Here is a 22695-nt window from a genome sequence, read left to right as displayed (position 1 = left end):
CGGGGAGCGGTCGGCATGAAGCGGGAACAGGCCGAGGTGATCGCGCTGCAGGCGCTGGGCTGGCTTGCCGCCAATGACGAGCTCTGGCCGGTGTTTCTCGGCTCCTCGGGCGCGGCGGCCGAGGACCTGCGCGATCGCGCAGGCGAAGCCGAGTTCCAGGCCTCGGTGCTCGAATTCCTGACCATGGATGATGGCTGGGTCACCGCCTTCTGCGACGGGGCGGGGTACGAGTATGACGCCCCGCACACGGCGATGCTAATGCTGGCGGGGCCGTCCCGGATGAACTGGACATGACCCCGCGCGCGCTGATCTTCGACAAGGACGGCACGCTGTTCGACTTTCAGGCGACCTGGGGCCTTTGGTCGCGCGGCCTGATCCTGGCCGAGGCGGAGGGCGATACGGCGCGCGCCACATCCATCGCCACGGCGCTCGGCTACGACTTGGCTTCGGGACGCTTTCTGCCCGACAGCCCGGTCGTCGCGTCGACCCCGGGCGAGATCGCCGACGTGATGCTGCCGCATCTGCCGGGCACCAACCGCGCGACGCTGGTCGCGCGCATGAACGCCCGTGCGGCCCAGGCGCCGCAGGTCGAGGCGGTGCCGCTTCTCCCGCTGTTCGAACGGCTCACCGCGCGGGGCCTCGGCCTCGGCCTCGTGACCAACGATGCCGAAGCTCCCGCGCGTGCGCATCTGGGGGTGGCGGGGCTGACCGAGGTCTTCGGCTTCGTCGCCGGAGCCGATAGCGGATACGGGGCCAAGCCCGGTCCCGGCCAGCTCCTGTCCTGCGCGCGGGCGCTGGGCCGGCTCCCCGCCGAGTGCGCGATGATCGGCGACAGCCTGCACGACCTGCATGCGGCCCGTGCGGCCGGGATGCGGGCGATCGCGGTGCTGACCGGCCCGGCGCCTCGCCATGTCCTCGAACCCCATGCCGATGCGGTTCTGGACGACATCGGGGGCCTGCCGGACTGGCTCGACAGTCTGCTCACGAAGGCGTGATCGCATCGGCTGCAACCCGGCGCATCTTGCTGCCGTGTCTGCTGGCGTCACGAGGGGGCACGGACGCCCCCCGAACCGTCAGGGAGACGACAAGATGAACCTCAAGGCCCTTATCGCAGGCACCGCCCTCGCCCTCACCTCCACGGTCGCGCTGGCCGAGACCCATGCCGAGACCGGCAACCCGATGGTCGGCGGCGCGCCCATGTTCCCCGAGAAGAACATCGTCGAGAACGCCGTGAACTCGGCCGATCACACCACCCTCGTCGCCGCCGTTCAGGCCGCGGGCCTGGTCGAGACGCTGTCGGGCGAAGGCCCCTTCACCGTCTTCGCGCCGACCAACGCCGCCTTCGAAGCGCTGCCGGCCGGTTCGGTCGAAGACCTGCTCAAGCCGGAGAACAAGGATCGCCTGACCGAGATCCTCACCTGCCACGTGGTCGCGGCCAACGCGATGTCGGACGCGATCTCGGGCATGATCGCCGATGATGGCGGCATGCACGAAGTCGAGACCGTCGGCGGCTGCAAGTTCATGGTTTCCGAAGGCGAAGATGGCACGATCATGATCACCGACGGTCAGGACCGCACCGCCAACGTCACCGTGGCCGACGTGAAGCAATCGAACGGCGTGATCCACGTGATCGACGGTGTGCTGCTTCCCGCGGTCGAATAATCCCCCAGGGACAGTCGGCTCTCCCGTGCCGACCCGGCCCGCCGCGATCCCCGCGGCGGGCCTTTTCGCGCCGAACCGCTGCCCGGCGCCACGCGCGGCATCGCGACGCAACCTGGCGGCTCGGTCTTTCAAATTCGGCCCGGCGGGCGCATGTGAGGGTCACACGCCACCGCCCGAGGTTCCCGGATGAGCGAAGACGCCCCACAGCCCCCCACTCCCGAAGAGGAGCGCCCGACCCGGCCCGCGATCCTGCGCGGGTTTCGCCGGCGATGCCCGAATTGCGGCGAGGGCGGCCTGTTCCAGGGCTATCTTAAGGTCGTCGACCGCTGCCCGGTCTGCCGGGAAGAGCTGTATCATCATCGTGCCGATGACGGCCCGGCCTATCTGACGATCCTGATCGTCGGCCACCTGCTGGCCCCGGTGATCCATATCGGCTTCACCCGATTCCGACCCGAACCTCTGGTGATGGCAACGGTGCTGACGGTGGCGGCGGTGGCGCTGTCGCTCTACCTGCTGCCGCGCCTGAAGGGGCTGGTGGTCGGCATCCAGTGGGCGCGCCGGATGCACGGCTTCGGCAAGCCGCAGTGAGTTCCGGCGCCGTCCCTATACGAGATGCGGCGACGGTGGTGGTGCTGCGCGAGCGGCCCGAGGGGCCGTCGGTTCTGATGGGACGGCGCGGCGCGCGGGCGGTGTTCATGCCGTCGAAATACGTCTTCCCCGGCGGTGCGCTCGATGCCTGCGATGCCGGAATCGCGGCGATGGCCCAGCTGCCGCCGGAACATGCCGGACGGCTCGGCCCCGGTGCGGCGGCGCTGGCCGCCTGCGCGATCCGCGAATTGTGGGAAGAGACCGGCCAGATCCTCGGCCGGCGTGGCGACTGGCCGGATCCGCCCGCTGGCTGGCGCGGCTTTGCGGCGACCGGTCACCAGCCAGACGCCTCCGCGCTGGTGCCGGTGTTCCGCGCCATAACGCCGCCCGGCCGACCGCGCCGCTTCGACGCGCGGTTCTTCCTCGCGCCGGCAACGGCGCTGGCCAGCGATCCCGACGATTTCGGGCGCGCCGAGGATGAGCTGACCCATCTCCACTGGGTACCGCTGGCGCGGGTCCATGACCTCGACCTGCCCGACATCACCCGGCTGGTCCTGCACGAAGTCGAGGCGCGTCGCGACGATCTCCGGGCCGATCGGCCGCTGCCGTTCTTCAACGGCACGACGGCGGCCGAATCCTTCGATTCTAGCGGTTCGTGACCAGGGCGCCGGTGTCGTAGCCGTTGAAATCGAGCATTTCGCGGGCTGCGCGGGCGCGGTCGACCCCGGCCTGTCCCGGCCGGTCCATGATCCAGCCATAGGCGCCATCCGGCGCACCGATCACCGCGGTACGGAAGTCGTCATCGGTCCAGAGCAGCCACCAGGGCGCGCCCGCGACCATCATGCGCCCGCGCCCCGCCGACGCCACCGGCACCAGCCGCGCCCCGCCCGCCCCCGACAGCCGCGCCACGCCCGCGCCTTTAGCGTCGAGCTGCAGCGTCACCCGGTCGTTCGGCGCGAGCGGTCCGCCCGGATAGGCGGCGGCGACGACCCAGTCGCCGTTCAGATCGGTCGGGCTGCCACGCAGGCTGGAGGCGATCGGCGCATCCGTGGCCCGGAACACCGGCGCCGTCTCGGGCGGCGGCGCGGCCGCGCCACACGCGGCGAGCAGCGGCAGAAGTGCCCAGTGGCCCCAGCGGGTGGCCCGGCTTTCGGCTAGGCTACCCTGCGTCTTCCGGTTGCGTCCCATCATGCGCTGCTCCCCTTTGCCCCGATCATCAGTACGGCATTGGGTGCTGCTTGTGCGCCGTCTCGATTTCGGCCACCACCTCGTCGGACAGCACCACCTCGCGGCCGGCCAGGATCCGCTCGAGCTGCTCCACATTGGTCGCGCCGAAGATCGGGCAGACCGCGAAGGGCCGGGTCCGCTGCCAGGCCAGCGCCATGTGCACCGGGTCGAGGCCATGCTTCTGCGCGATGTCGAGATAGGCCTGCGTCGCGCCGATCACCCGGTCGGTCTTGCGCCCGCCGAGATTGCCATTGATCCACAGCCGCGAGCCTTCCGGCACGCCGTTTTGATACTTGCCGGTGAGATAGCCGCAGGCCAGCGGCGAATAGGCCAGGAGCAGCACGTCCTCGTTCACGCTCACCTCCGCGAGATCGGTGTCGTGCAGACGCGACAGCAGCGAGTACTCGTTCTGGATCGAGGCCACGCGCGGCCCGCCGGTGGCTTCCGCCCGGTCGATCCAGCGGGTGGTGCCCCAGGCGGTCTCGTTCGACAGGCCGAAGGCGCGGATCTTGCCCTCGGCCACCAGATCCTTGAGCGTCGCCAGCACGCCGTCCATATGATCGCGGGTGCGTGCCGGGTCCTGCCCCGAGGGGTCGTAGTTCCAGTACTGCCGGAAATGGTAATGGCCGCGCTCGGGCCAGTGCAGCTGGTAGAGGTCGATCATGTCGATCTTCAGCCGCCGCAGCGATCCCTCGACGATCTCGCGCAGGTTGGCGCCGTCATAGCCCTTGCCGTCGCGGGCCCAGCCGGGATTCGGGCCGGCGGCCTTGGTGGCGATCTTGTAGCGGTCGCGCTTGCCGCTCTTCTCGATCCAGTTGCCGATGAACTCCTCGGTGCGGCCCACCGTCTCGGCCTTGACCGGGTTCACGGGATACATCTCGGCCGCGTCGAGGAAGTCGATCCCCGCCTCGAGCGCCATGTCGAGCTGGCGATGTGCGTCGTCCTCGGGGGTCTGGCTGCCATAGGTCATCGTGCCCAGGCACCATTCGCTGACCTCAATGCCGCTGCGGCCAAGGGGGATCTTCTTCATGTCGGGGCCTTCCGTGATCTCCGGGCCGGGCGTCACGCCCGGTCCGCGAGGCGAAGAGGTAGGCCGCCATGCGAGCAACGGCAAGCGGGCAGGCACTGGCATCGGCGGCGCGCGCCCGCTACAGGGGGCGCGGACGCAGCGAAGGACGCACGCATGGCACGGCATCTCATCACCTCGGCCATCCCCTACATCAACGGGATCAAGCATCTGGGCAACTTGGTGGGCAGCCAGCTCCCGGCCGATCTCTATGCCCGCTACCAGCGCGGGCGCGGCCACGAGGTGCTGTTCCTGTGCGCGACCGACGAGCACGGCACCCCGGCCGAGCTGGCTGCCGCCAAGGCAGGCAAGCCGGTGGCCGAATACTGCGCCGAGATGCACGAGACCCAGGCCGAGATCGCGCGCGGCTTCCGGCTGTCCTTCGACCATTTCGGTCGCTCGTCCAGCCCGCAGAACCACCGGCTGACCCAGCATTTCGCCGCCCGCCTCGACGCGGCCGGGCTGATCGAGGAGCGGGTCGAGACACAGATCTACTCCAAGGCCGACGGCCGCTACCTGCCCGACCGCTATATCGAGGGCACCTGCCCCAATTGCGGCTTCGAAAGCGCGCGTGGCGACCAGTGCGACAATTGCACCAAGCAGCTCGATCCCGTCGACCTGATCGAGCCGCGCTCGGTGATCTCGGGCTCCACCGATCTGGAGCCGCGCGAAACCAAGCACCTCTATCTCAAACAGAGCGGCATGCGCGGCGAGCTGCAGGACTGGATCGATTCCAAGGCCGACTGGCCGATCCTGACCACCTCGATCGCCAAGAAATGGCTCAATGACGGCGACGGCCTGCAGGACCGCGGCATCACCCGCGACCTCGACTGGGGCATCCCGGTGAAGAAGGGCGACGCGGACTGGCCCGGCATGGAGGGCAAGGTCTTCTACGTCTGGTTCGACGCGCCGATCGAGTACATCGCCTGCGCGCAGGAATGGGTCGATGCCGGCAAGGGTGCGGATTGGGAGCGCTGGTGGCGCACTGACCATGGCGCCGACGACGTCCGCTACACCCAGTTCATGGGCAAGGACAACGTGCCGTTCCACACGCTCTCCTTCCCGGCGACCATCCTCGGCTCGGGCGAGCCCTGGAAGCTCGTCGATTACATCAAGTCGTTCAACTACCTGAACTATGATGGCGGCCAGTTCTCGACCTCGCGCGGGCGCGGCGTGTTCATGGACCAGGCGCTAGAGGTGCTGCCCGCCGACTACTGGCGCTGGTGGCTGCTGAGCCACGCGCCCGAAAGCTCCGACGCCGAGTTCACCTGGGAGAACTTCCAGCAGTCGGTGAACAAGGATCTCGCCGACGTGCTCGGCAACTTTGTCAGCCGCGTCAGCAAGTTCTGCCGCTCCAAGTTCGGCGAGGAGGTGCCGGCAGGCGGCGCCCACGGCGACCGCGAACAGGCGCTCATCGCCGATCTGGAGCGCCGCGTGCGCGCATATGAGGGGCACATGGACGCGATCGAAGTGCGCAAGGCCGCGGCCGAGCTGCGCGCGATCTGGGTGGCGGGCAACGAGTACCTGCAGGATGCGGCGCCCTGGGCCACCTTCAAGACCGAGCCCGAGACCGCCGCGATGCAGATCCGTCTCGCGCTCAACCTGATACGGCTCTACGCGGTGCTCTCCGCGCCCTTTATCCCCGATGCGAGCGCGCAGCTCCTCGAGGCGATGAAGACCGAGGACGACGCCTGGCCCGGCAATATCGGCGCGGCGCTGCAGACGCTGTCGGTGGGTCATGGCTTCGCGGTGCCGGACGTCACCTTCCGCAAGATCACCGACGAGGAACGGGCGGAGTGGCAGGAGCGCTTCGCCGGCACTCGCGGCTGAGCCACGCGGAAATTCGACGCCTAGGGAAAGATTGGGCTGGATCGGTCACGTGCAAGTTGCGCTAGTCTGGCGTGGCAAGCCAGGAGCGACCGATGAGCAAGCCCCTTCGACGGATCCCGACCACCCGCGGCGTCCTCGCGCCGCCTGACCCCTTCGGAGCGTTCGGCTGGACCTCTTGGGGGTCGGTGCTGGCGGGGGCCGTGATCGGGCTGGCGCTGATGCTGCCGTTGATGCTGCTGTGGCGCGGTCTCGCGGGCGTTCTTCCGGGGCCCGCGGGCTTCTGGTCCGCCCTCCTGCCCCTGCCCGCACTCTGGGCCGCAGGCTGGGCCGCCGCGACGTTGTCGGGCGCACCCCGACGCCGCATCGCCGCGCTGCACGGGATCTGCGCCTGGGCCCTGCTTGCCATGGTCGTGACCGCCGCCACGGTCTTCGCCCCCGCCCTGATCGACCGCGCGGTGCCGGAATTCCGCGGCCTTGCCGCGGCGCCGAAGAACGATCTGGTGCTTGGCGTTCTGGCATTGGCGGGGCTGTTCGCCGCTGCCTTGGGCGGCAGCCTCGGCGGACCGGCCGCCGAGGACTGATCAGCGCCCCTCGATCAATTCCAGTTCGACCTCCCGCAGGCGGCCGCCGCGCGACAGCGTCACCGTGACCGCCTCGCCCGCGCGCCGCCGATCGACCAGCGCCAACAGATCGTCGAGGTTTTCCACCGGCGTCCCGTCGATCGCCACCACCACGTCGCCGGGCAACAGCCGTCCACGCGCCACCCGCGCCGGCTCGACCCCCGCCCGGGCCGCCTGCGACCCCGGCGCCACCTCGAGCACCAGCGCCCCCGACAGCCCCTGCCGGTTGACCGCCGCATTGATCCGCGCGTCGAAGCCCAGACCCAGCGAAGGCGGGCTGTAGCGCCCGGTCTCGATCAGCTGCGGCACAACCCGCGCCACTGTCGCCACCGGCACCGCGAAGCCGATTCCGGCACTGGCGCCCGAAGGAGAGAAGATCGCGGTGTTGACGCCGACGAGGCGGCCGCGCGCATCGAGCAGCGGGCCGCCGGAATTGCCGGGATTGATCGCGGCGTCGGTCTGGATCAGCCCGCGGATCGCCCGCCCGCCATCACCCGGCAGCTCGCGGTCCAGCGCCGAGACGATGCCGGTGGTCAGCGTCCAGTCGAGCCCGAACGGGTTGCCGATCGCCAGCACCGACTGCCCGACCTCCAGCCCCTCGCCCGCCTCGGGGCGCGGCAGCGGCGCGGGCAGATCCTGGCCCTCGATCCTCAGCACCGCGAGATCATGCGTCGGGTCACGGCCAATCACCCGAGCCTCGAGCGAACGTCCATCGGCGAGCTGCACGACGGCGCGGCTCGCGCGCTGGATGACATGATCGTTGGTGACGACGTGGCCGGCCGCGTCCCACAGGAAACCCGAACCTGAGCCGAGAGGCGTCTCGCCGGTGCGACGGGTGAAGGGGTCGACGACCCGGGTCCGGGTGGTGATCGCCACCACGCTGTCACGGGCGGCGCGGAACACCGCGATGGTCCGCGACTCTTCGGGCTCGAGACTGGCCGGCTCGGGCGGGAGGGCGGCTGGCGGCGCGGGCTCGGGCGTGGCCGCGAAACGCCCAGTAAGAAAGGCCGCGACGAGCAGCAGGGCCAGCAGAGCCCCCGCGAGACTGGCGCGCATTCTGGTCCCCCCATTCGACGTTGCCGCTACACCGGCACGGGCTAAGTGGTCTCCAAACCCCGTCCATCCAGCGGACGGCCTCAATTTTCATGGGAGTTACCCCTTGCGATACGTGCTTTCCACCCTTCTCGCGCTGGGCCTCGGTGCCGGTTCCGCCGCAGCCGCCACTTGCGGCAACGACGCCTCGGGCTTCGAACGCTGGAAACAGGAATTCGCCGCCGAGGCAGCGGCGCAGGGCGTCGGACAGGCCGGTCTGAACGCGCTGGCCCAGACCAGCTACGCCCAGCGCACCATCAATGCCGACCGCAACCAGAAGAGCTTCAACTACTCGCTCGACAAGTTCTTGCAGGTGCGCGGTGCCGACACGATCGTCGCGCAGGGCCGCAAGAAGCTCGCCTCCAATCCCGGCTTCTGGCAGAGCCTCGAGAGCCAGTACGGCGTGCCGGCGGGCGTGCTGATCGCGATCCACGGCATGGAAACCGGCTTCGGCAACTTCATGGGCGATTCGAACGTGCTCTCGGCGATCGCGACGCTGGCCTATGACTGCCGCCGGTCCGACTTCTTCTCGCAGCACGCTCTGGCCGCGTTGATGCTGGTCGATCGCGGCGCGGTCTCCCCCAACTCGATCGGGGCCATGCATGGCGAGTTGGGCCATACCCAGTTCCTGCCCGGCAACATCCTGCGCTACGGCGTCGACGGCGATGGCAACGGCCGGGTCGACCTGACCAACCTGACCGATGCCATGGCCTCGACCGCCAACTACCTGCGGCAGAAGGGCTGGCAGCCCGGCGCCGGCTACCAGGAAGGGCAGCCGAACTTCCGGGTGATCCAGGAATGGAACGCCGCCGGCGTCTATCAGAAGGCGATCGCGCTGATGGCGGCCCGCATCCAGGGCTGACCCGGCGGTCCCGCACAGGCGGGTCGGCGCTCAGGCGTCGGCCCCGTCCGGCTCCCAGGCCGCGAGCCAGTCGCGGGCCATGGCCAGCGCCGCCTCGACCTGCGCGTTCAGCGCCTCCACCTCCGCCGTCGTGCATCGCTGCGGCGCCCGGCGCTCAATCCGGCCAAGGCTCTGGACCGGGCCCGCCAGCGCCAGCATCGCCGCACCACCGCGCAGCTTGTGCGCCACTGCCACGACGTCATTTTCAGCCTCGATCAGTCCCGCCAGCACGGGACGGGCCTCGTGCCATTCGCGCTCGAAGCCGTCGAGCGCCGCCCCGATCCGCTCGGCACCCAGCATCTCGACCACTTCCTCGAAATCATCCGAATCCACCAGCGCGCCGACCGGCATCGGATCGGGAGGACAATCCGGTATAGCTCCGCGCATCTCGCCGCGCGTACCGATCCCGTCGAGGATGCGCCGGATCACCGGCAGGCGCAGCGGCTTGGCATAGACCTCGCTCATGCCGGCATTGACGCCCGCGGCGCGGGCCTCGGCGGTGCCATGCGCGGTCAGCCCGATGACCGGTGGCCGACGATCGGCCGGGAAGCTGTCGCGGATCGCCTGCGCGGCTTCGATCCCGCCCATCACCGGCATCTCGAAATCCATCAGCACCAGGTCGAAATGCTCTGCCCGCAGCCGCTCCAGCCCCTTCGCCCCGTTCGAGGCCTCGGAGACGATGTGACCGAGTTGCTGGAGCATGCCGCGCAGCACCATCCGGTTGACCGCGTTATCCTCGATCACGAGCACCGACAGCGCCGATCCGGGCGTCGCGGGTTCCGGGATCGGCTCGGGCGCCTCCAGCTGCGGGGCAATCTGGGGCAGTGGCAGCGACAGCCGGAAGGTGCTGCCCTCGCCCGGGACGCTGGAGACGGTGATGTCGCCCGACATCATCCGCGCCAGCCGCCGCGAAATGGCAAGGCCAAGCCCGTCGGAGCGCCCCTGCCGTCCCTCCGGGCGGGCCCGGGTCACGAACTCCGCGAAGACCCGTTCGAGGTCGGCTTCGGCGATGCCGATGCCGGTGTCGCGCACCGTGATTTCGATCCCGGTTTCCGCGAGGCGGAGCGACACGGTGATGCCACCGCGCTCGGTGAACTTGATGGCGTTGCCGATCAGGTTGGTGACCACCTGCGCGACGCGGTTCGGGTCGCCCTCGAACCAGGCGCCGAGATCGGTCTCATCGGCATCGAGGTCGAGCGGCAGATCCTTCTCGGCCGCGAGCGGGCGCAGCACCGAGATCAGCCGTTGCAGCATCGGGCCAGGCGCGAAGGCCACTGTCTCGATCCGCTCCTCGCCGGTTTCGATGCGGGTGATGTCGAGCGATTCGTTGACCAGCTGCAGCAGGATTTCGGCGGAGGCGAGAGCGACGCCGACCTGGCGCCGCTGGTCGGGGCTCAGCGCGGTGGTGTTGAGAAGGTCGAGCACCCCCATGATGCCGTTGAGCGGGGTGCGCATCTCGTGGCTCATCACCGACAGGAAGCGCGACTTGGCACGGTCGGCCCGCTCGGCGGTGTCGCGGGCCGCGATCAGCCGCGCTTGGCTGGCCTTGAGATCGGTGATATCGCGCAGATAGCCGATGAAGACTGGCGCTTCCGGACCCTCGACATGGGTCATCACCGCCTCGATCGGGAACAACTCGCCATTACGCCGCCGCGCCACCAGTTCGACCCGGCCGGCGCCGATCAGGTATTCCCGGCCAGTCGCGGCAAAGGTGCGGATCCGCTCCTCGAAGATCTCGCGCCGCTCCACCGGTACCAGCGTGTCGCGCACCTTCCGGCTCAGGATTTCGGATTTGCGCCAGCCGAACATCTCTTCCGCGGCGGGGTTGAAGTCGATGATCCGTCCCTGCCGGTCCGCCACCACGATGGCATCGAGCGAGTTGCCGATCACCGAGTTGAGCCGCTCGGCGGTACGCGACAGCACCCGGTCGCGTTCGACCACGCGGCGGCGCTGCACGTCGATCAGCCGCAACAGCGCGCCGAGCAGGATCAGCAGGAGCCCCCCGGCAAGGGCGGTGAGTTCGGCCTGCCTGCGCACCCGGTGGCGGTAGGATTCGGCGTCCTCGGCGAGGATGTCGAGGCCGTTCAGCGACAGCTCCCGCATCACCGGCTGCACACCGATCGTCTCCTCGAAGATCCGCTGCAGCTCCTCCGAGCCGACATCGGGCGCGGCGAAGAGCGCGTCGACCCGGTCGGCATAGGCGTCGATCTGCGCCAGCAGCGCCGGAACGCCCGGATGTTCGAGCAGCGGCCGGCCGATCTCGCCGCTGCGCACCAGACCGAGCCGGCTGAGAAGGATGTCGAAACGCAGCTTGAGGGCTGCGACGTCGCGGCCCTGCCCCAGCGCGCCGCCCTGCCCGGCGGCGATCACGTCACGCGCGAAGATCGCGGTTTCGAGTTCGAGCTGCGCCAGCGTCCACTGGGTGTTGTCGATGCCGGCGCTTTCGAGATCGCGGATCTGGCGGCCCAGCATCCAGCCGAGCGATAGCACCGCCGTGAGCACGATCGCGGCGGCGATGCCCAGACCACTGCGGATGTTGAGGTGCCGCGCCAGTCCATGTCCGATGCCTTCCCGGACACTCACCGGCGCGGCTCCGTCACTCCGTCACGGTCATCTGCGCAAGTTGCCAGATGCTCCGCTTGTAATGCTCTTCGGTGCGGTACTCCGGCCCCCGATCATAGGGATAGACGATCCAGAAAGGACCCTTTTCCCGGATAGACACGGTTTCGCCGTCGATCCGTGTGGCGACGATCGGCACCCGGTCCTCGATGTCCGAGAGCGGGATCCGCACGCGGTAGTCGTTGAGCGCCGTCATCTCGAGCACCGCGTCGGGGTCGCTGCGGAGCTCGCTCAGCCCGGCCGCCTCGATCAGCGCCGCGACCGGTACGCCGGAAAACAGGCTCTCGCCATCGGTCCAGATCGTTCCGGTCTCGAAGCTTTCCTGCTCAAGCTCGTCGAGCGCCGCCAGGTCAAGCACCAGAGGCGTCACATCGGGGCCGCCGATCCGCAGCTTGCCCGGCTCGATCTGGGAGCGGCTTTCGTCCGTGACCGGGGCGTGCTGGACCTCGGTGCGGGTCGAATCGGTTTCGGCAGCCGAGAAGCCGGGCATCGAGAGTCCGACCAGGGCCAGACCGGAAAAGGTCAATCCCATCACAGCACTCGCATAGACCAACTGCATTCTGGCTCCTTTCCGCTTCGCGCAACCACGTCCAGAATGCGCGATCTGGACGCAATTTGCGAATCCCCTCGCTATCACTCGCGCAGACCGTGGCCACGAAACCCCAGCTTCGGGGGGTTAACCTATGAAATCTGCTTGATGGCCTCGGATTCGCCCGTTTCAAGACCTATCGATTCTCGGTATCCTAAATATGACGTTGCCACGACCCGGATCGGCCGGATCGTGGCGGAAATCGAAAGGACCGACCATGCGTATCCTGATCGCAGATGACCACGACCTGGTACGCGAGATGATGGCGGCATATCTCGAGCGGGACGGCGGCATGCAGGTGATCCAGTGCGCCAGCTTCGAGGAAGCGATGGGCGAGATGGTGCGCAATGGCCCCTTCGAACTCGTGCTGCTCGATTTCCGGATGCCGGGAATGCGCGGTCTGGAAGGGCTGCGCGAGGCGATCGAGGCTGCCGGCGGCAACCCGGTCGCGCTGATCTCCGGCAGTGCCGACAAGTCGGTCGCCGAAGAGGCGCTGGCCGCAGGCGCCGCGGGCTTCCTGCCCAAGACCATGTCGGCCCGCTCGATGACCAACGCGGTCAAGTTCATGAGCATGGGCGAGACCTTCGTGCCGGTCGACTTCATGACCGCCAAGGAGGTCGAGAACCCGGCCCTGGCCCATCTCACCCCGCGCGAGCGGCAAGTGCTCGAGGGCATCTCCAAGGGCAAGTCGAACAAGGAGATCGCCCTCGACCACGACATCCAGGAGGTCACGGTCAAGCTCCACGTGAAGACGCTGTGCCGCAAGATGGGTGCCAAGAACCGCACTCAGGCCGCGATGATGGCGCGCGATCAGGAAATGGTCTGACGTCTCAGGCCCCGGCCCGTTCGGCCCTCTCCTTTGTCTGCGGCCATGTGCCGAGTTCCGAAATCCGGTAGCCGCCGGGATAGCCTGGCCGCCGCCGCGCGGTCACCAGCCGTGGCCAGCGTCGACGCGGCAAACAGCGCAGCAGTCGGGCCCGCCCACGCATCGCCAGATGCACCCAGCGCCGCAGCCGGTCGGATGGGGCCGGCAGGCCGGTCGCCAACAGCAGCGGCGTGTCCATCAGCGCCAGTGCCACCGGTCGACCGAAACGATGAAGGCGGCGCGGCAGGTAGAAGCCGAGCAACAGCTCCAAGGTGATCCCGGCCAGCGCCGCGTTGCTCGGCGCAAAGCGAAAGCGGTCGCGCTCGAAGGCGGCGGCAAATGCCTCAAAGCCGGCCAGATCCGCCGGGATTCCGGCGATCCCCATCCGGGCCCCGAGCCGGCGGTGATAATTGGTCCATGCCGCGCGCTCATGCGCCGTCATCGGCTGTCTGCCGAAACGGTCGAGCCAACGGATCGGCTCGAGCACGAAGGTGCACAGCACGTAGAGCATGTCGTCATCGGCGATGCGGTAATGGCCATGCATCGCGTTGATGCGGCCGATCGCGGCGCGGCCGCGGTCGCTGTCGATGCCGTTCTCCATCGGCTCGGAGATCAGCAGCTCGGTGTCATCATAACGCTTGCGGGGCCGTTCGGCGAATTCGCGGGTCTTCATCAAGAGATCCGAGATCGACGGCACGGCGTAGCTGCGAAACAGCGCCAGTTCGAGCGCTCGCTCGATGTCCCAAGAGAAGGCGTAGGTCGTCAGGAGCCGCGCGATCTCCTCGCAATCCGCCTCGGACGAGAGCTGCGGGATGCGGTTCTCGGGGACGGCCACGGCGTCAGGCCAGCAGCGTCGCCATGCGGCGCAGCGCCAGCGTGTAGCCTTGGACGCCGAAACCCGCGATCACGCCGTCGGCCCGCAGCGAAACGTAGGAATGGTGGCGGAAGCTCTCGCGCTTGTGGACGTTGGAGATGTGCACCTCCAGCACCGGCCCGTCGAAGGCGTTGAGCGCGTCGAGGATCGCCACCGAGGTATGGGTATAGGCGGCCGGGTTGATGATGATCCCCGCTGCCTGATCGCGCGCCTCGTGGATCCGGTCGATGATGTCGCCCTCGTGGTTGGACTGGAACAGCGCCGTCTCAAGCCCCAGCTCCGCGCCCAACGCCGCGCAGTCGCGCTCCACATCCGCGAGCGTGTCGTGGCCGTAGATCTCGGGCTGACGCTTGCCGAGCAGATTCAGGTTGGGTCCGTTGAGGATGTAGATGCGCCGGTTCATCGACTGGTCTCCCGCCTTCGCTTTCCCCAGCGGTATGGCGGGAAAGCCCGGCCGCATAAAGCGGTTTTGCCGCCGCCCCTCCCCTGGCGGCGGCCCAGCTCAGGCGGCGCGCGGCGTGGCCGCCGGCCGCGCGGCGGCGATCAGCGCCGCGATCTCCGGACGGCAGGAGCCGCAATTGCTCCCCGCGCCCAGTGCTTCGGAGATCGTTGCGACGCTGGTGGCGCGGCCCGTCACGATCGCCTCCCGGATGGTGTTGACGCCGACACCGAGGCAGGCGCAGAGCACCGGCCCCGGATCGGGCCGACCGGCGGCGGCCCGCCCCGACAGCGCCTGCCGATCCTCGCCGCCCAGCATCCCGGCCAGATGCGCGCGCGACAGCGCCACCGGCTCGGGCGAGACAAAGAGAGCCGCCACCAGCCGCCCCTCCTCCATCAGGGCCAGCCGCTCAGTTCCGCGCGCCGGGTCCGAGACGCGCATGATCTGCGCATCCGGTAGGCCGAACAGACGCCGTGCTTCCTCCTCCCAGTCCTCCGGCGTCTCGATTCCGGCCATCTCGACTTGCCAGCCGCCCTCGACCCGGGCACGCGCCCAGTAGCCGCATTCCGGCACGGGCCGGGCTTGGGTCACCGCGAAGCCGAACCAGCGCGCGGCATAGGGGGCGACCGAGACCGGTACCGCCTTGCTTTCGGGCTGCCCCGACACCGGATCGACATGCGCCGTCACCAGCGCGTCGACCCGGCCCGTGGGCGCGGTCTCGCCGCTCCAGTGGATCGGCGCGAAGACCTCGCCCCGGCGCACCCGGTCGGTGACCAGCACGCGCAGCACCGCGCGTCCGGCGTGGTTGCGCAGCTCGGCCAGACCGGCCGGAACGAGGCCGAGCCGCTCCGCATCCTCGGGGTGGATCTCGACGAAGGGCTCGCCCATGTGCCGATTGAGCCGCGCCGAACGGCCCGAGCGGGTCATGCTGTGCCATTGGTCGCGGATGCGCCCGGTGTTGAGCTGGAACGGGTGGTTCCCATCGGGCTCTGCCACCGGCGGCCGCGCCGTGACCGGGATCATCCGGCCCCGTCCGGAGGGCGTGAAGAACCGACCGTCGCGGAAGAAGCGCCCGCCCTGCCGCGCCCCGGCGGCGGGCCAGCGGAACGGCGCGAGCGTGGCATAGCCCTCCGCATCGAGCGCCGCGTGATCAGAGATGTCGAAATCGGCACCCAGCCGCCCGGCCACGCCGGACAGCGCCGCGTGCTCGCGAAACACCGCCGCCGCGTCGGGCCAATCGAAGGCCCCCGGCCAGCCCATGCGCTGACCGACCTCGGCCAGAATTGCCCAGTCGGGGCGCGCTTCACCCGGGGCGGGCAGCACGGCACGCTGGCGGCTGATCGTGCGGTCGGAGTTGGTGACGCTGCCGTCGCGCTCGCCCCAGCCAGCAGCCGGGAGCAGCACATGGGCGAGCCGCGCCGTATCTGTGGAGGCGGTGATGTCGCTCACGGCCGCGAAATCGCAATTCGCGATGGCCGCGCGGACCCGGTCGGCCTCGGGCATCGACATCGCCGGGTTGGTACAGATGATCCACAGCGCCTTGATCTCGCCGCGCTCGACCGCGCGGAACATGTCGACGGCCTTGAGACCTGCGCCCGCCGGCATGTCCGGGGCATTCCAGAAGCTTTGCACCGCGTCGCGATGGGCGGGGTTGTCGATGTCGAGATGGCTCGCCAGCGCGTTGGCGAGGCCGCCCACCTCGCGCCCGCCCATGGCATTGGGCTGACCGGTGACGCTGAACGGGCCCATGCCCGGCTGCCCGATACGGCCGGTGGCGAGATGGCAGTTGATGATGGCGTTGACCTTGTCGCTGCCGGAGGCGGATTGGTTCACGCCTTGGCTGAACACGGTCACGACCTTCTCGGTGCCGATCCACATGTCGAGGAAGGTTGCGATCTCTGCCGCACTCAGCCCGGTGAGCGAGACATCCTCCACCCGGGCGGCGGCCAGCGCCTCGGCCATGCCGTCGAGATGACGCGCGAAACGCGGGTCGCGCGCACCGCGGCGGTCGATCTCCGCCAAAAGCGCGTTGAACAGCGCCACGTCCGCCCCCGGCGCGATCGCGAGGTGCAAATCGGCGATGTCGCAGGTCGCGGTGCGGCGCGGATCGATCACCACGACGCGCATCGCGGGCCGGGCCGCCTTGGCCGCGACGATGCGCTGGTAGAGCACCGGGTGGCACCAGGCGAGGTTGGAGCCGGTCAGCACCACGAGATCCGCGAGTTCGAGGTCCTCGTAGGTGCCGGGGACGGTATCGGTGCCGAAGGCGCGCTTGTGGCCCGCCACGGTCGAGGCCATGCAGAGCCGCGAATTGGTGTCGATATTGGCTGAGCCGATGAAGCCCTTCATCAGCTTGTTGGCGACGTAGTAATCCTCGGTGGTCATCTGCCCCGAGACGTAGAAGGCGACGCTGTCGGGGCCGTGTTCGGCGATCGTCTCGCGGAACCGGTCGGCGACGTGGTTCAGCGCCGTGTCCCAATCGGCCCGTACCCCCCCGATCACGGGATGCAGTAGCCGATCCTCGAGGCCCATCGTCTCGCCCAGCGCCGTGCCCTTGGAGCAGAGCCGCCCGCGATTGGCCGGGTGGTCCGGATCGCCGCGCACCGCCAGGCCGCCCTGCCCGTCCGGCTTGGCAAGAACGCCGCAGCCGACGCCGCAATAGGCGCAGGTGGTGCGGATCTCGCCGGGCTGCGCGGAGAGATGCGCGGGCCCGGTCATGCCGCCGCCCTGCGGCCCACCGCGTCGCCATCGAGCAGCAGCCGTCCGTTCTCGACCCGCAGCGGATAGGTCGGGATCGATCCCTCATCCGCGCCCTGTGCATCGCCGGTCTCGAGGTCGAACACCCAATTGTGCAGCGGGCAGGTCACCGCGCGGCCATGCACGATGCCCTCCGACAGCGGCCCGCCCTTATGCGGGCAGCGGTCGGAGGCGGCGAAGACCTCGTCCTCGCCGGTACGAAACAGTGCTACGCAGCCGACCGGCGTCTTGACCAGCCGCGCGCCGCGCAGCGGAATATCGTCGAGGGCGCCCACATCGATCCAGTTCATTCCGCAGCCTCCAGCGTGAGATCAGCCAGCGGCTGGAAGCGGCGCGCCTGCGCCGGTTCGGCCCGCTCGGCCCAAGGGTCCTTCTGATAGATCGTCTGGCTCAGGTCGAAGCGCGCCACCAACGCCGCGCGCTCATCCGCGTCCGAGAGCGCCGCGCGCACCCAGTCCATGCCGACCTTGGCAATCCACTTGTAAGGTCGGTCGAGATACTTGGCGTGCTCGCGGTAGAGTTGCACGAAGGCCACCGACCATTCCTCGGCCTCGGCCTCGGTCGCGACCTTCACCAGGGGCTGGATCTCCTTGAGATCCATGCCCGCCGCGCCACCGACCCCGATCTCGAAGCCCGAGTCGACGCAGACGATGCCCAGATCCTTGCAGGTCGCCTCGGCGCAGTTGCGCGGGCAGCCCGAGACCGCGAGCTTGACCTTGTGCGGCGTCCAGGAGCCCCAGAGCCGCTTTTCAAGCTTCACGCCGAGGCCGGTGCTGTCCTGCGTGCCGAAGCGGCAGTGCTCGCGCCCGACGCAGGTCTTCACGGTGCGCAGCCCCTTGGAGTAGGCGTGGCCAGAGACGAGGCCCGCCTCGTTCAGATCGGCCCACATCGCGGGCAGATCCTCCTTGCGCACGCCCAGGAGATCGATGCGCTGGCCGCCAGTGACCTTGACGGTCGGCACGCCGTACTTGTCGGCGGCATCGGCGATGGCACGCAGCTCGCGCGAATTGGTCAGCCCGCCCCACATGCGCGGCACCACCGAATAGGTGCCGTCCTTCTGGATGTTGGCGTGGTTGCGCTCGTTGACGAAGCGGCTTTGCGGGTCGTCCTGGTATTCGAGCGGCCAGTCGGCCAGCAGGTAGTAGTTCACCGCCGGGCGGCAGACATGGCAGCCATTGGGCGTGGTCCAGCCCAACTCCTGCCAGACCGCTGGCTGCGACTTCAGCTCCCGCGCCTTGATGAGGCGACGGACATCCTCGTGGGTGAGGTCGGTGCAGCCGCAAACCGGCTTGGCGGTCGGCATGACGAAATCATCACCCAAGGACAGGGCCATGACCTGCTCCACCAGCCCGGTGCAGGTGCCGCAGGAGCCCGACGCCTTCGTCACGGCGCGCACGTCCTCGATGGTCGTGGCGCCGCCTTCGACGGCCTCCACGATCCGACCCTTGCACACGCCGTTGCAGCCGCAGATCTCTGCGTCAGCCGGTAAGGCTGCAACGGCCGCCATAGGGTCCGCTTGGGCGCCCCCCTGGAAGGCCGGTCCGAAGATCAGCGTGTCGCGCATCTCCGAGACGTCTTCGCGGTCCTTGATGAGGCCGTGGAACCAGGCGCCGTCGGCGGTGTCGCCATACATCACCGCGCCGATCAGCCGCTCGCCTTCCAGCACGAGCCGCTTGTAGACGCCGCGGGCCGGGTCGCGGAACACGATGTCCTCGCGGCCCTCGCCTTCGGCGAAGTCGCCAGCCGAGAACAGGTCGCAACCGGTGACCTTGAGCTTGGTCGCGACCTCCTTGGGCTGGAACGCGGCTTCCTGACCGAGCAGCGTCTGGGCCAGCACCTTGGCCTGGTCGTAAAGCGGGGCGACGAGGCCGAACACCGCGCCGTTGTGCTCGACGCATTCGCCCAGCGCCAACACGTCCGGATCGGAGGTGACCATCTGGTCGTCGACATGCACGCCGCGCCCGACCGCGAGACCGGCGGATTTCGCGAGCGCCACGCTCGGGCGAATGCCCACCGCCATGACCAGCAGGTCGCAGGGCAGCTCGGTGCCGTCATCGAGCAGCAGTGCCTTCACCTGGCCGTTCTCGCCCAGGATCTCCTTGGAGTTGGCCGAGCACATCACCTTGATGCCCTTGTCGGTGAGGGCCCGGCGCAGGAGATACCCCGCCGCTTCGTCGAGCTGGCGCTCCATCAGGTGGCCCATGATGTGCACCACGGTGACCTCGACGCCGCGCGCGGCCATGCCGGCCGCCGCCTCCAGACCGAGGAGCCCGCCGCCGATGACCACCGCCTTCGCGTCGGGCTTGGCCGAAAGGCCCATCATCCGCTCGGTGTCCTCGAGGTCGCGGTAGGGGATCACGCCTTCGAGGTCATGGCCCGGGAGCGGGATCATGAAGGGGTCGGAACCGGTCGCGACGACGAGCTTGTCATAGGGTACCTCGCCCTTCTCGCCGACCACGACCTTGCGATCCCGGTCGATCTCGACCACCCGCTCGCCGAAGCGGCAGGCGACGCCAGTGGCCGCGTACCAATCCTCGTCATGGGTGACGATCTCGGCATAGGTCTTCTCGCCAGACAGAACCGGAGAGAGCATCAGCCGGTTGTAGTTGCCGCGCGGCTCGGCGTTGAAGAGGGTGACTTCATAGGCCGAGGGGTCGCTTTCGAACAGGTGCTCAAGCATCCGGCCGGAGGCCATGCCGGCGCCGATGACGACGAGTTTCTGGGTCATGGCGGTCACTCCGCTGCGATGGCGCTGGGCGCCGATTTCTTGCGAGGGTCACGGCCGTGCTCGTATTCCTCGAGGAAATCGAGCACTTCCTGCCGGTAGTGGTAGTAGTCCGCGTGCTCCAGCAGCTCCTTGCGGGTGCGCGGACGCGGCAGGTTCACGTCGACGATCTTGCCGATGGTGGCGCGGGGGCCGTTGGTCATCATCACCACCCGGTCGGCCAAGAGGATCGCCTCGTCGACGTCATGGGTGACGCAGACCGCCGTGGTCTTGGTCCGGTCCCAGACGTCCATTAGAACCTCCTGCAGCTCCCAGCGGGTGAGGCTGTCGAGCATGCCGAAGGGCTCGTCGAGCAGCAGCAGCTTCGGCGAGAGGGCGAAGGCCCGGGCGATGCCGACGCGCTGGCGCATGCCGTTCGACATCTCCGAGGCCATCCGGTCCATCGCGTCGCCGAGACCCACACGTTCAAGGTAATGTTCGACCACCTCCTGCCGTTCGCCCTGGCTGGCCCGCGGATAGACCCGGTCGACCCCCACCGCGACGTTCTCGCGCGCGGTGAGCCACGGGAAGAGCGAGGGGCTCTGGAACACCACGGCGCGCTCGGGATCGGCGCCCTCGACATGGCGGCCGTCGAGCTTGATCGCACCCTTGGAGATCTCGTTAAGACCGGCGGCCATGGTCAGCACGGTGGACTTGCCGCAGCCCGAATGGCCGATCAGCGAGATGAACTCGCCACGGTTCATCTTGAGATTGAAGTCCTCGACCACTGTCAGCGGGCCTTTCGGCGTCGGGTAGATCTTGTGGAGCTGGCTGAAGTCGAGGAAGCGCTCGTCGATCAGGCCTTCCTGCGCCGCCTTCTGCGCGGCGGGCAGGTCGTGGACCGGGCGGATGTTCGGCAGGCGGCGCGTGCCCTCGACGCGGGACTTGATGCCGACATCCATCAGATAGCCCGTCACCCGGGCCCGCAGCGCCTTGAAGGCGGGGTCGGAATTCATGGCCGCCCGGTCACGTGGCCGCGGAAGCGTCACCTGCACCGCCTCGCCCAGCGTGCCGTCCGGGTTCAGGGGCACGATGCGGTCGGCGAGCAGGATCGCCTCGTCGACGTCGTTGGTGATCAGCACGCAGGTGGTGCGCTCGCGCTCCCAGATCTCGAGGATCTCGTCGGCGAGATTGGCCCGGGTCAGCGCGTCGAGCGCGGAGAGCGGCTCGTCGAGGAGCAGCACCTCGGGCTCCATTGCCAAGGCGCGGGCGACAGAGACGCGCTGGCGCATGCCACCCGACAGCTCGGCCGGGCGGCGGGTCGTGGCATGGCCCAGACCCACCATCTCGATATAGCGCTGCGCCTTGGCGGCCTTCTCGGCCTTCGACAGCTTGGGATGCACCGCCTCGACCGCGAGCATCACGTTGCCCGCCACGGTGAGCCAGGGCATCAGCGAGTAGCTTTGGAACACCAGCCCGCGCTCGGGACCGGGGCCGGAGACGGGCTTGCCCTTGAAGCTGACGCTGCCCTGGTCGGGCGTCACCAGCCCGGCCATCAGGTTCATCAGCGTCGACTTGCCGCTACCCGAGAAGCCGAGGATCGCCACGAACTCTCCCTCTGCGACGTCGAGATCGATCCCGCGCAGCACGTCCTTGCGCGTCTTGCCTTCGCCGAAACCCTTGGAGACGTCGTCGAATGTCAGGATGCTTGTCATGGCGATCACCGGTTCGGGGCGTAGGTGAAGAGCGACTGCAGCGCGAACATCACCCGATCGAGCAGGAAGCCGATGATGCCGATGGTCAGCACCGCGACGATGATCCGCGCCAGCGAGGAGGAGGAGCCGTTCTGGAACTCGTCCCAGACGAATTTTCCGAGGCCCGGGTTCTGCGCCAGCATCTCGGCGGCGATCAGCACCATCCAGCCCACGCCGAGCGACAGCCGCAGCCCGGTGAAGATCAGTGGCAGCGCCGAGGGCAGCACCAGCTTGGTGATCTTGGCGCGCGGGCTCATCTTCAGCACCTTGGAGACGTTGACCAGATCGCGGTCGACCTGCGCCACGCCGAGCGCGGTGTTGATCAGCGTCGGCCAGAGCGAGCACAGCGTCACGGTGATCGCGGAGACGAGGAACGACTTGGCGAACAGCCCGCCCTCGGCGGCGCTGACGGCCGAGACCACCATGGTCACGATCGGCAGCCATGCGAGCGGCGAGACCGGTTTGAAGATCTGGATGAGCGGGTTCAGCGCCGCGTTGGCGGTGGCCGAAAGGCCCGCCATGATGCCCAGCGGGATCGCCACGGCGCTGGCCACCAGGAAGCCGAAGAACACGGTCATGATCGAGGTGCCGATCTGGTCGTAATAGGAGGGCGAGCCGGTGAAGGCGATTTCCTTGACCTCATCCGCCCTGCCCTGCTCGACCAGCCGCTCGTTGCGCAGGGCCACCTGCTCCTCGAAGCGGGCCTTCTTTTCCGCGGTGCGAACCGCGTCCTCGTGCAGGCCCACGGCCTCGGTCCAGACCTGCCCCGGCCCGGGGATCGCGCCGAGCGAGGTCTGGACCTGCGGCGCCAGCGCGGCCCAGAGCGCGAGAAAGCCCGCGATGGCCAGGAGCGGCACGCCCAGGAGTCGCCAGACATCGCGCATCTGCGCGCGCGGGTTGTCACCGGCGGCGGCCTTGATCAGCGGGGTGAGCCAGGCCAGGCCGAGGACCTGGAACCAGCGGTCGGCAGCACCGAGGCGCGCGAACCAGCGGGCACGCCGGGCCTCCTTGTGGCCAGCCTCGATGGCGGTGGGATCGACTGCGGTCATGGGGGTGCTCCGGGGGTTGGGATCTGCGGAGGGAATGGGAGTGGCGGGACCCCGGGCGG

Annotated in this window: 21 protein-coding genes; 9 read left to right on the top strand and 12 right to left on the bottom strand. The window is 68.8% G+C overall.

Annotation, left to right across the window (positions count from 1 at the left end):
- Nucleotides 1-15: 15 nt before the first annotated feature.
- From FHS00_RS08135 to FHS00_RS08115, 5 genes are all read left to right on the top strand, one after another.
- Nucleotides 16-294: a DUF3572 domain-containing protein gene (locus FHS00_RS08135; RefSeq protein WP_183471692.1), complete on the top strand. Its 279-nt coding sequence runs from the start codon at nt 16-18 to the stop codon at nt 292-294.
- Nucleotides 291-995, top strand: coding sequence for an HAD family hydrolase (locus FHS00_RS08130; RefSeq protein WP_183471690.1), 705 nt, complete (start codon nt 291-293; stop codon nt 993-995). Before FHS00_RS08135 ends, FHS00_RS08130 begins: the two co-directional genes overlap by 4 nt.
- A gap of 94 nt (nt 996-1089) precedes the next feature.
- Nucleotides 1090-1662, top strand: a complete 573-nt coding sequence (locus tag FHS00_RS08125) for a fasciclin domain-containing protein (RefSeq protein ID WP_183471688.1) — start codon at nt 1090-1092, stop codon at nt 1660-1662.
- 186 nt (nt 1663-1848) lie between these two features.
- A complete protein-coding gene (locus tag FHS00_RS08120) occupies nt 1849-2250 on the top strand; it encodes a DUF983 domain-containing protein (protein WP_183471687.1) in 402 nt (133 codons plus the stop codon).
- The gene (locus FHS00_RS08115; RefSeq protein WP_183471685.1) at nt 2247-2909 is read left to right on the top strand and encodes an NUDIX domain-containing protein; all 663 of its coding nucleotides are present in this window, start codon (nt 2247-2249) and stop codon (nt 2907-2909) included. Before FHS00_RS08120 ends, FHS00_RS08115 begins: the two co-directional genes overlap by 4 nt.
- Here the strand turns inward: FHS00_RS08115 and FHS00_RS17710 are convergent.
- Together FHS00_RS17710 and FHS00_RS08105 are read right to left on the bottom strand one after the other, a co-directional pair.
- On the bottom strand, nt 2896-3441 hold the full coding sequence (locus FHS00_RS17710; protein WP_246391204.1) for a lipocalin family protein: 546 nt from the start codon (nt 3439-3441) through the stop codon (nt 2896-2898). The genes FHS00_RS08115 and FHS00_RS17710 overlap by 14 nt on opposite strands.
- A gap of 25 nt (nt 3442-3466) precedes the next feature.
- Entirely contained in the window at nt 3467-4507 is a 1041-nt protein-coding gene (locus FHS00_RS08105; RefSeq protein WP_183471683.1) for an aldo/keto reductase, read from the bottom strand.
- A 153-nt stretch (nt 4508-4660) separates the two neighbouring features.
- Between FHS00_RS08105 and metG the strand changes: the two genes are divergently transcribed.
- On the top strand, nt 4661-6373 hold the full coding sequence (metG, locus tag FHS00_RS08100; RefSeq protein ID WP_183471681.1) for a methionine--tRNA ligase: 1713 nt from the start codon (nt 4661-4663) through the stop codon (nt 6371-6373).
- Between the two features lie 92 nt (nt 6374-6465).
- Nucleotides 6466-6954, top strand: coding sequence for a hypothetical protein (locus FHS00_RS08095; protein ID WP_183471679.1), 489 nt, complete (start codon nt 6466-6468; stop codon nt 6952-6954).
- Here the strand turns inward: FHS00_RS08095 and FHS00_RS08090 are convergent, their stop codons facing one another.
- Nucleotides 6955-8049, bottom strand: coding sequence for a S1C family serine protease (locus FHS00_RS08090; protein WP_183471677.1), 1095 nt, complete (start codon nt 8047-8049; stop codon nt 6955-6957). It lies immediately after the preceding gene.
- A 103-nt stretch (nt 8050-8152) separates the two neighbouring features.
- On the opposite strand from FHS00_RS08090, the gene FHS00_RS08085 reads away from it, so the two are divergent.
- Nucleotides 8153-8947, top strand: a complete 795-nt coding sequence (locus tag FHS00_RS08085) for a lytic murein transglycosylase (protein WP_183471675.1) — start codon at nt 8153-8155, stop codon at nt 8945-8947.
- 30 nt (nt 8948-8977) lie between these two features.
- On the opposite strand, the gene FHS00_RS08080 is transcribed toward FHS00_RS08085, so the two are convergent.
- Together FHS00_RS08080 and FHS00_RS08075 are read right to left on the bottom strand one after the other, a co-directional pair.
- Nucleotides 8978-11569 (bottom strand): ATP-binding protein, encoded by a 2592-nt coding sequence (locus FHS00_RS08080; RefSeq protein WP_183471673.1) that lies wholly within the window; start codon nt 11567-11569, stop codon nt 8978-8980.
- A 13-nt stretch (nt 11570-11582) separates the two neighbouring features.
- Nucleotides 11583-12164 carry a putative pterin-binding protein gene (locus FHS00_RS08075; protein WP_183471671.1) on the bottom strand — a complete coding sequence of 194 codons (582 nt, stop codon included), beginning with the start codon at nt 12162-12164 and terminating at the stop codon, nt 11583-11585.
- 247 nt (nt 12165-12411) lie between these two features.
- On the opposite strand from FHS00_RS08075, the gene FHS00_RS08070 reads away from it, so the two are divergent.
- Nucleotides 12412-13020 (top strand): response regulator transcription factor, encoded by a 609-nt coding sequence (locus tag FHS00_RS08070; RefSeq protein ID WP_183471669.1) that lies wholly within the window; start codon nt 12412-12414, stop codon nt 13018-13020.
- 4 nt (nt 13021-13024) lie between these two features.
- On the opposite strand, the gene FHS00_RS08065 is transcribed toward FHS00_RS08070, so the two are convergent.
- From FHS00_RS08065 to FHS00_RS08035, 7 genes are all read right to left on the bottom strand, one after another.
- Nucleotides 13025-13894, bottom strand: coding sequence for an oxygenase MpaB family protein (locus tag FHS00_RS08065; protein WP_183471667.1), 870 nt, complete (start codon nt 13892-13894; stop codon nt 13025-13027).
- A 4-nt stretch (nt 13895-13898) separates the two neighbouring features.
- Complete coding sequence (aroQ, locus tag FHS00_RS08060; RefSeq protein ID WP_183471665.1) at nt 13899-14336, bottom strand: type II 3-dehydroquinate dehydratase; 438 nt, start codon at nt 14334-14336, stop codon at nt 13899-13901.
- A gap of 99 nt (nt 14337-14435) precedes the next feature.
- The gene (locus tag FHS00_RS08055) at nt 14436-17090 is read right to left on the bottom strand and encodes a nitrate reductase (protein WP_183471663.1); all 2655 of its coding nucleotides are present in this window, start codon (nt 17088-17090) and stop codon (nt 14436-14438) included.
- Complete coding sequence (gene nirD / locus FHS00_RS08050; RefSeq protein ID WP_183471661.1) at nt 17087-17419, bottom strand: nitrite reductase small subunit NirD; 333 nt, start codon at nt 17417-17419, stop codon at nt 17087-17089. The genes FHS00_RS08055 and nirD overlap by 4 nt, the downstream gene beginning before the upstream one ends.
- Entirely contained in the window at nt 17416-19857 is a 2442-nt protein-coding gene (gene nirB, locus FHS00_RS08045) for a nitrite reductase large subunit NirB (protein ID WP_183471659.1), read from the bottom strand. The genes nirD and nirB overlap by 4 nt, the downstream gene beginning before the upstream one ends.
- A gap of 5 nt (nt 19858-19862) precedes the next feature.
- The gene (locus tag FHS00_RS08040) at nt 19863-21548 is read right to left on the bottom strand and encodes an ABC transporter ATP-binding protein (protein WP_183471657.1); all 1686 of its coding nucleotides are present in this window, start codon (nt 21546-21548) and stop codon (nt 19863-19865) included.
- 5 nt (nt 21549-21553) lie between these two features.
- Complete coding sequence (locus FHS00_RS08035; RefSeq protein ID WP_183471655.1) at nt 21554-22636, bottom strand: ABC transporter permease; 1083 nt, start codon at nt 22634-22636, stop codon at nt 21554-21556.
- Nucleotides 22637-22695: the final 59 nt, after the last annotated feature.

It is taken from the genome of Limimaricola variabilis (genome assembly GCF_014195545.1).
GTDB lineage: Bacteria > Pseudomonadota > Alphaproteobacteria > Rhodobacterales > Rhodobacteraceae > Limimaricola > Limimaricola variabilis.
The sequence above is the reverse complement of the archived record's forward strand: the minus strand, read 5'-3'. Positions and strand labels throughout refer to the sequence as shown.

Coding starts and splice junctions, on each gene's coding strand:
- aroQ (WP_183471665.1), bottom strand. CDS start 14,336: ATGAACCGGCGCATCTACATCCTCAACGGACCCAACCTGAATCTGCTC.
- FHS00_RS08055 (WP_183471663.1), bottom strand. CDS start 17,090: ATGACCGGGCCCGCGCATCTCTCCGCGCAGCCCGGCGAGATCCGCACC.
- FHS00_RS08090 (WP_183471677.1), bottom strand. CDS start 8,049: ATGCGCGCCAGTCTCGCGGGGGCTCTGCTGGCCCTGCTGCTCGTCGCG.
- FHS00_RS08105 (WP_183471683.1), bottom strand. CDS start 4,507: ATGAAGAAGATCCCCCTTGGCCGCAGCGGCATTGAGGTCAGCGAATGG.
- FHS00_RS08130 (WP_183471690.1), top strand. CDS start 291: ATGACCCCGCGCGCGCTGATCTTCGACAAGGACGGCACGCTGTTCGAC.
- FHS00_RS08125 (WP_183471688.1), top strand. CDS start 1,090: ATGAACCTCAAGGCCCTTATCGCAGGCACCGCCCTCGCCCTCACCTCC.
- nirD (WP_183471661.1), bottom strand. CDS start 17,419: ATGAACTGGATCGATGTGGGCGCCCTCGACGATATTCCGCTGCGCGGC.
- FHS00_RS08135 (WP_183471692.1), top strand. CDS start 16: ATGAAGCGGGAACAGGCCGAGGTGATCGCGCTGCAGGCGCTGGGCTGG.
- FHS00_RS08075 (WP_183471671.1), bottom strand. CDS start 12,164: ATGCAGTTGGTCTATGCGAGTGCTGTGATGGGATTGACCTTTTCCGGT.
- FHS00_RS08040 (WP_183471657.1), bottom strand. CDS start 21,548: ATGACAAGCATCCTGACATTCGACGACGTCTCCAAGGGTTTCGGCGAA.
- nirB (WP_183471659.1), bottom strand. CDS start 19,857: ATGACCCAGAAACTCGTCGTCATCGGCGCCGGCATGGCCTCCGGCCGG.
- FHS00_RS08120 (WP_183471687.1), top strand. CDS start 1,849: ATGAGCGAAGACGCCCCACAGCCCCCCACTCCCGAAGAGGAGCGCCCG.
- FHS00_RS17710 (WP_246391204.1), bottom strand. CDS start 3,441: ATGATGGGACGCAACCGGAAGACGCAGGGTAGCCTAGCCGAAAGCCGG.
- metG (WP_183471681.1), top strand. CDS start 4,661: ATGGCACGGCATCTCATCACCTCGGCCATCCCCTACATCAACGGGATC.
- FHS00_RS08095 (WP_183471679.1), top strand. CDS start 6,466: ATGAGCAAGCCCCTTCGACGGATCCCGACCACCCGCGGCGTCCTCGCG.
- FHS00_RS08070 (WP_183471669.1), top strand. CDS start 12,412: ATGCGTATCCTGATCGCAGATGACCACGACCTGGTACGCGAGATGATG.
- FHS00_RS08035 (WP_183471655.1), bottom strand. CDS start 22,636: ATGACCGCAGTCGATCCCACCGCCATCGAGGCTGGCCACAAGGAGGCC.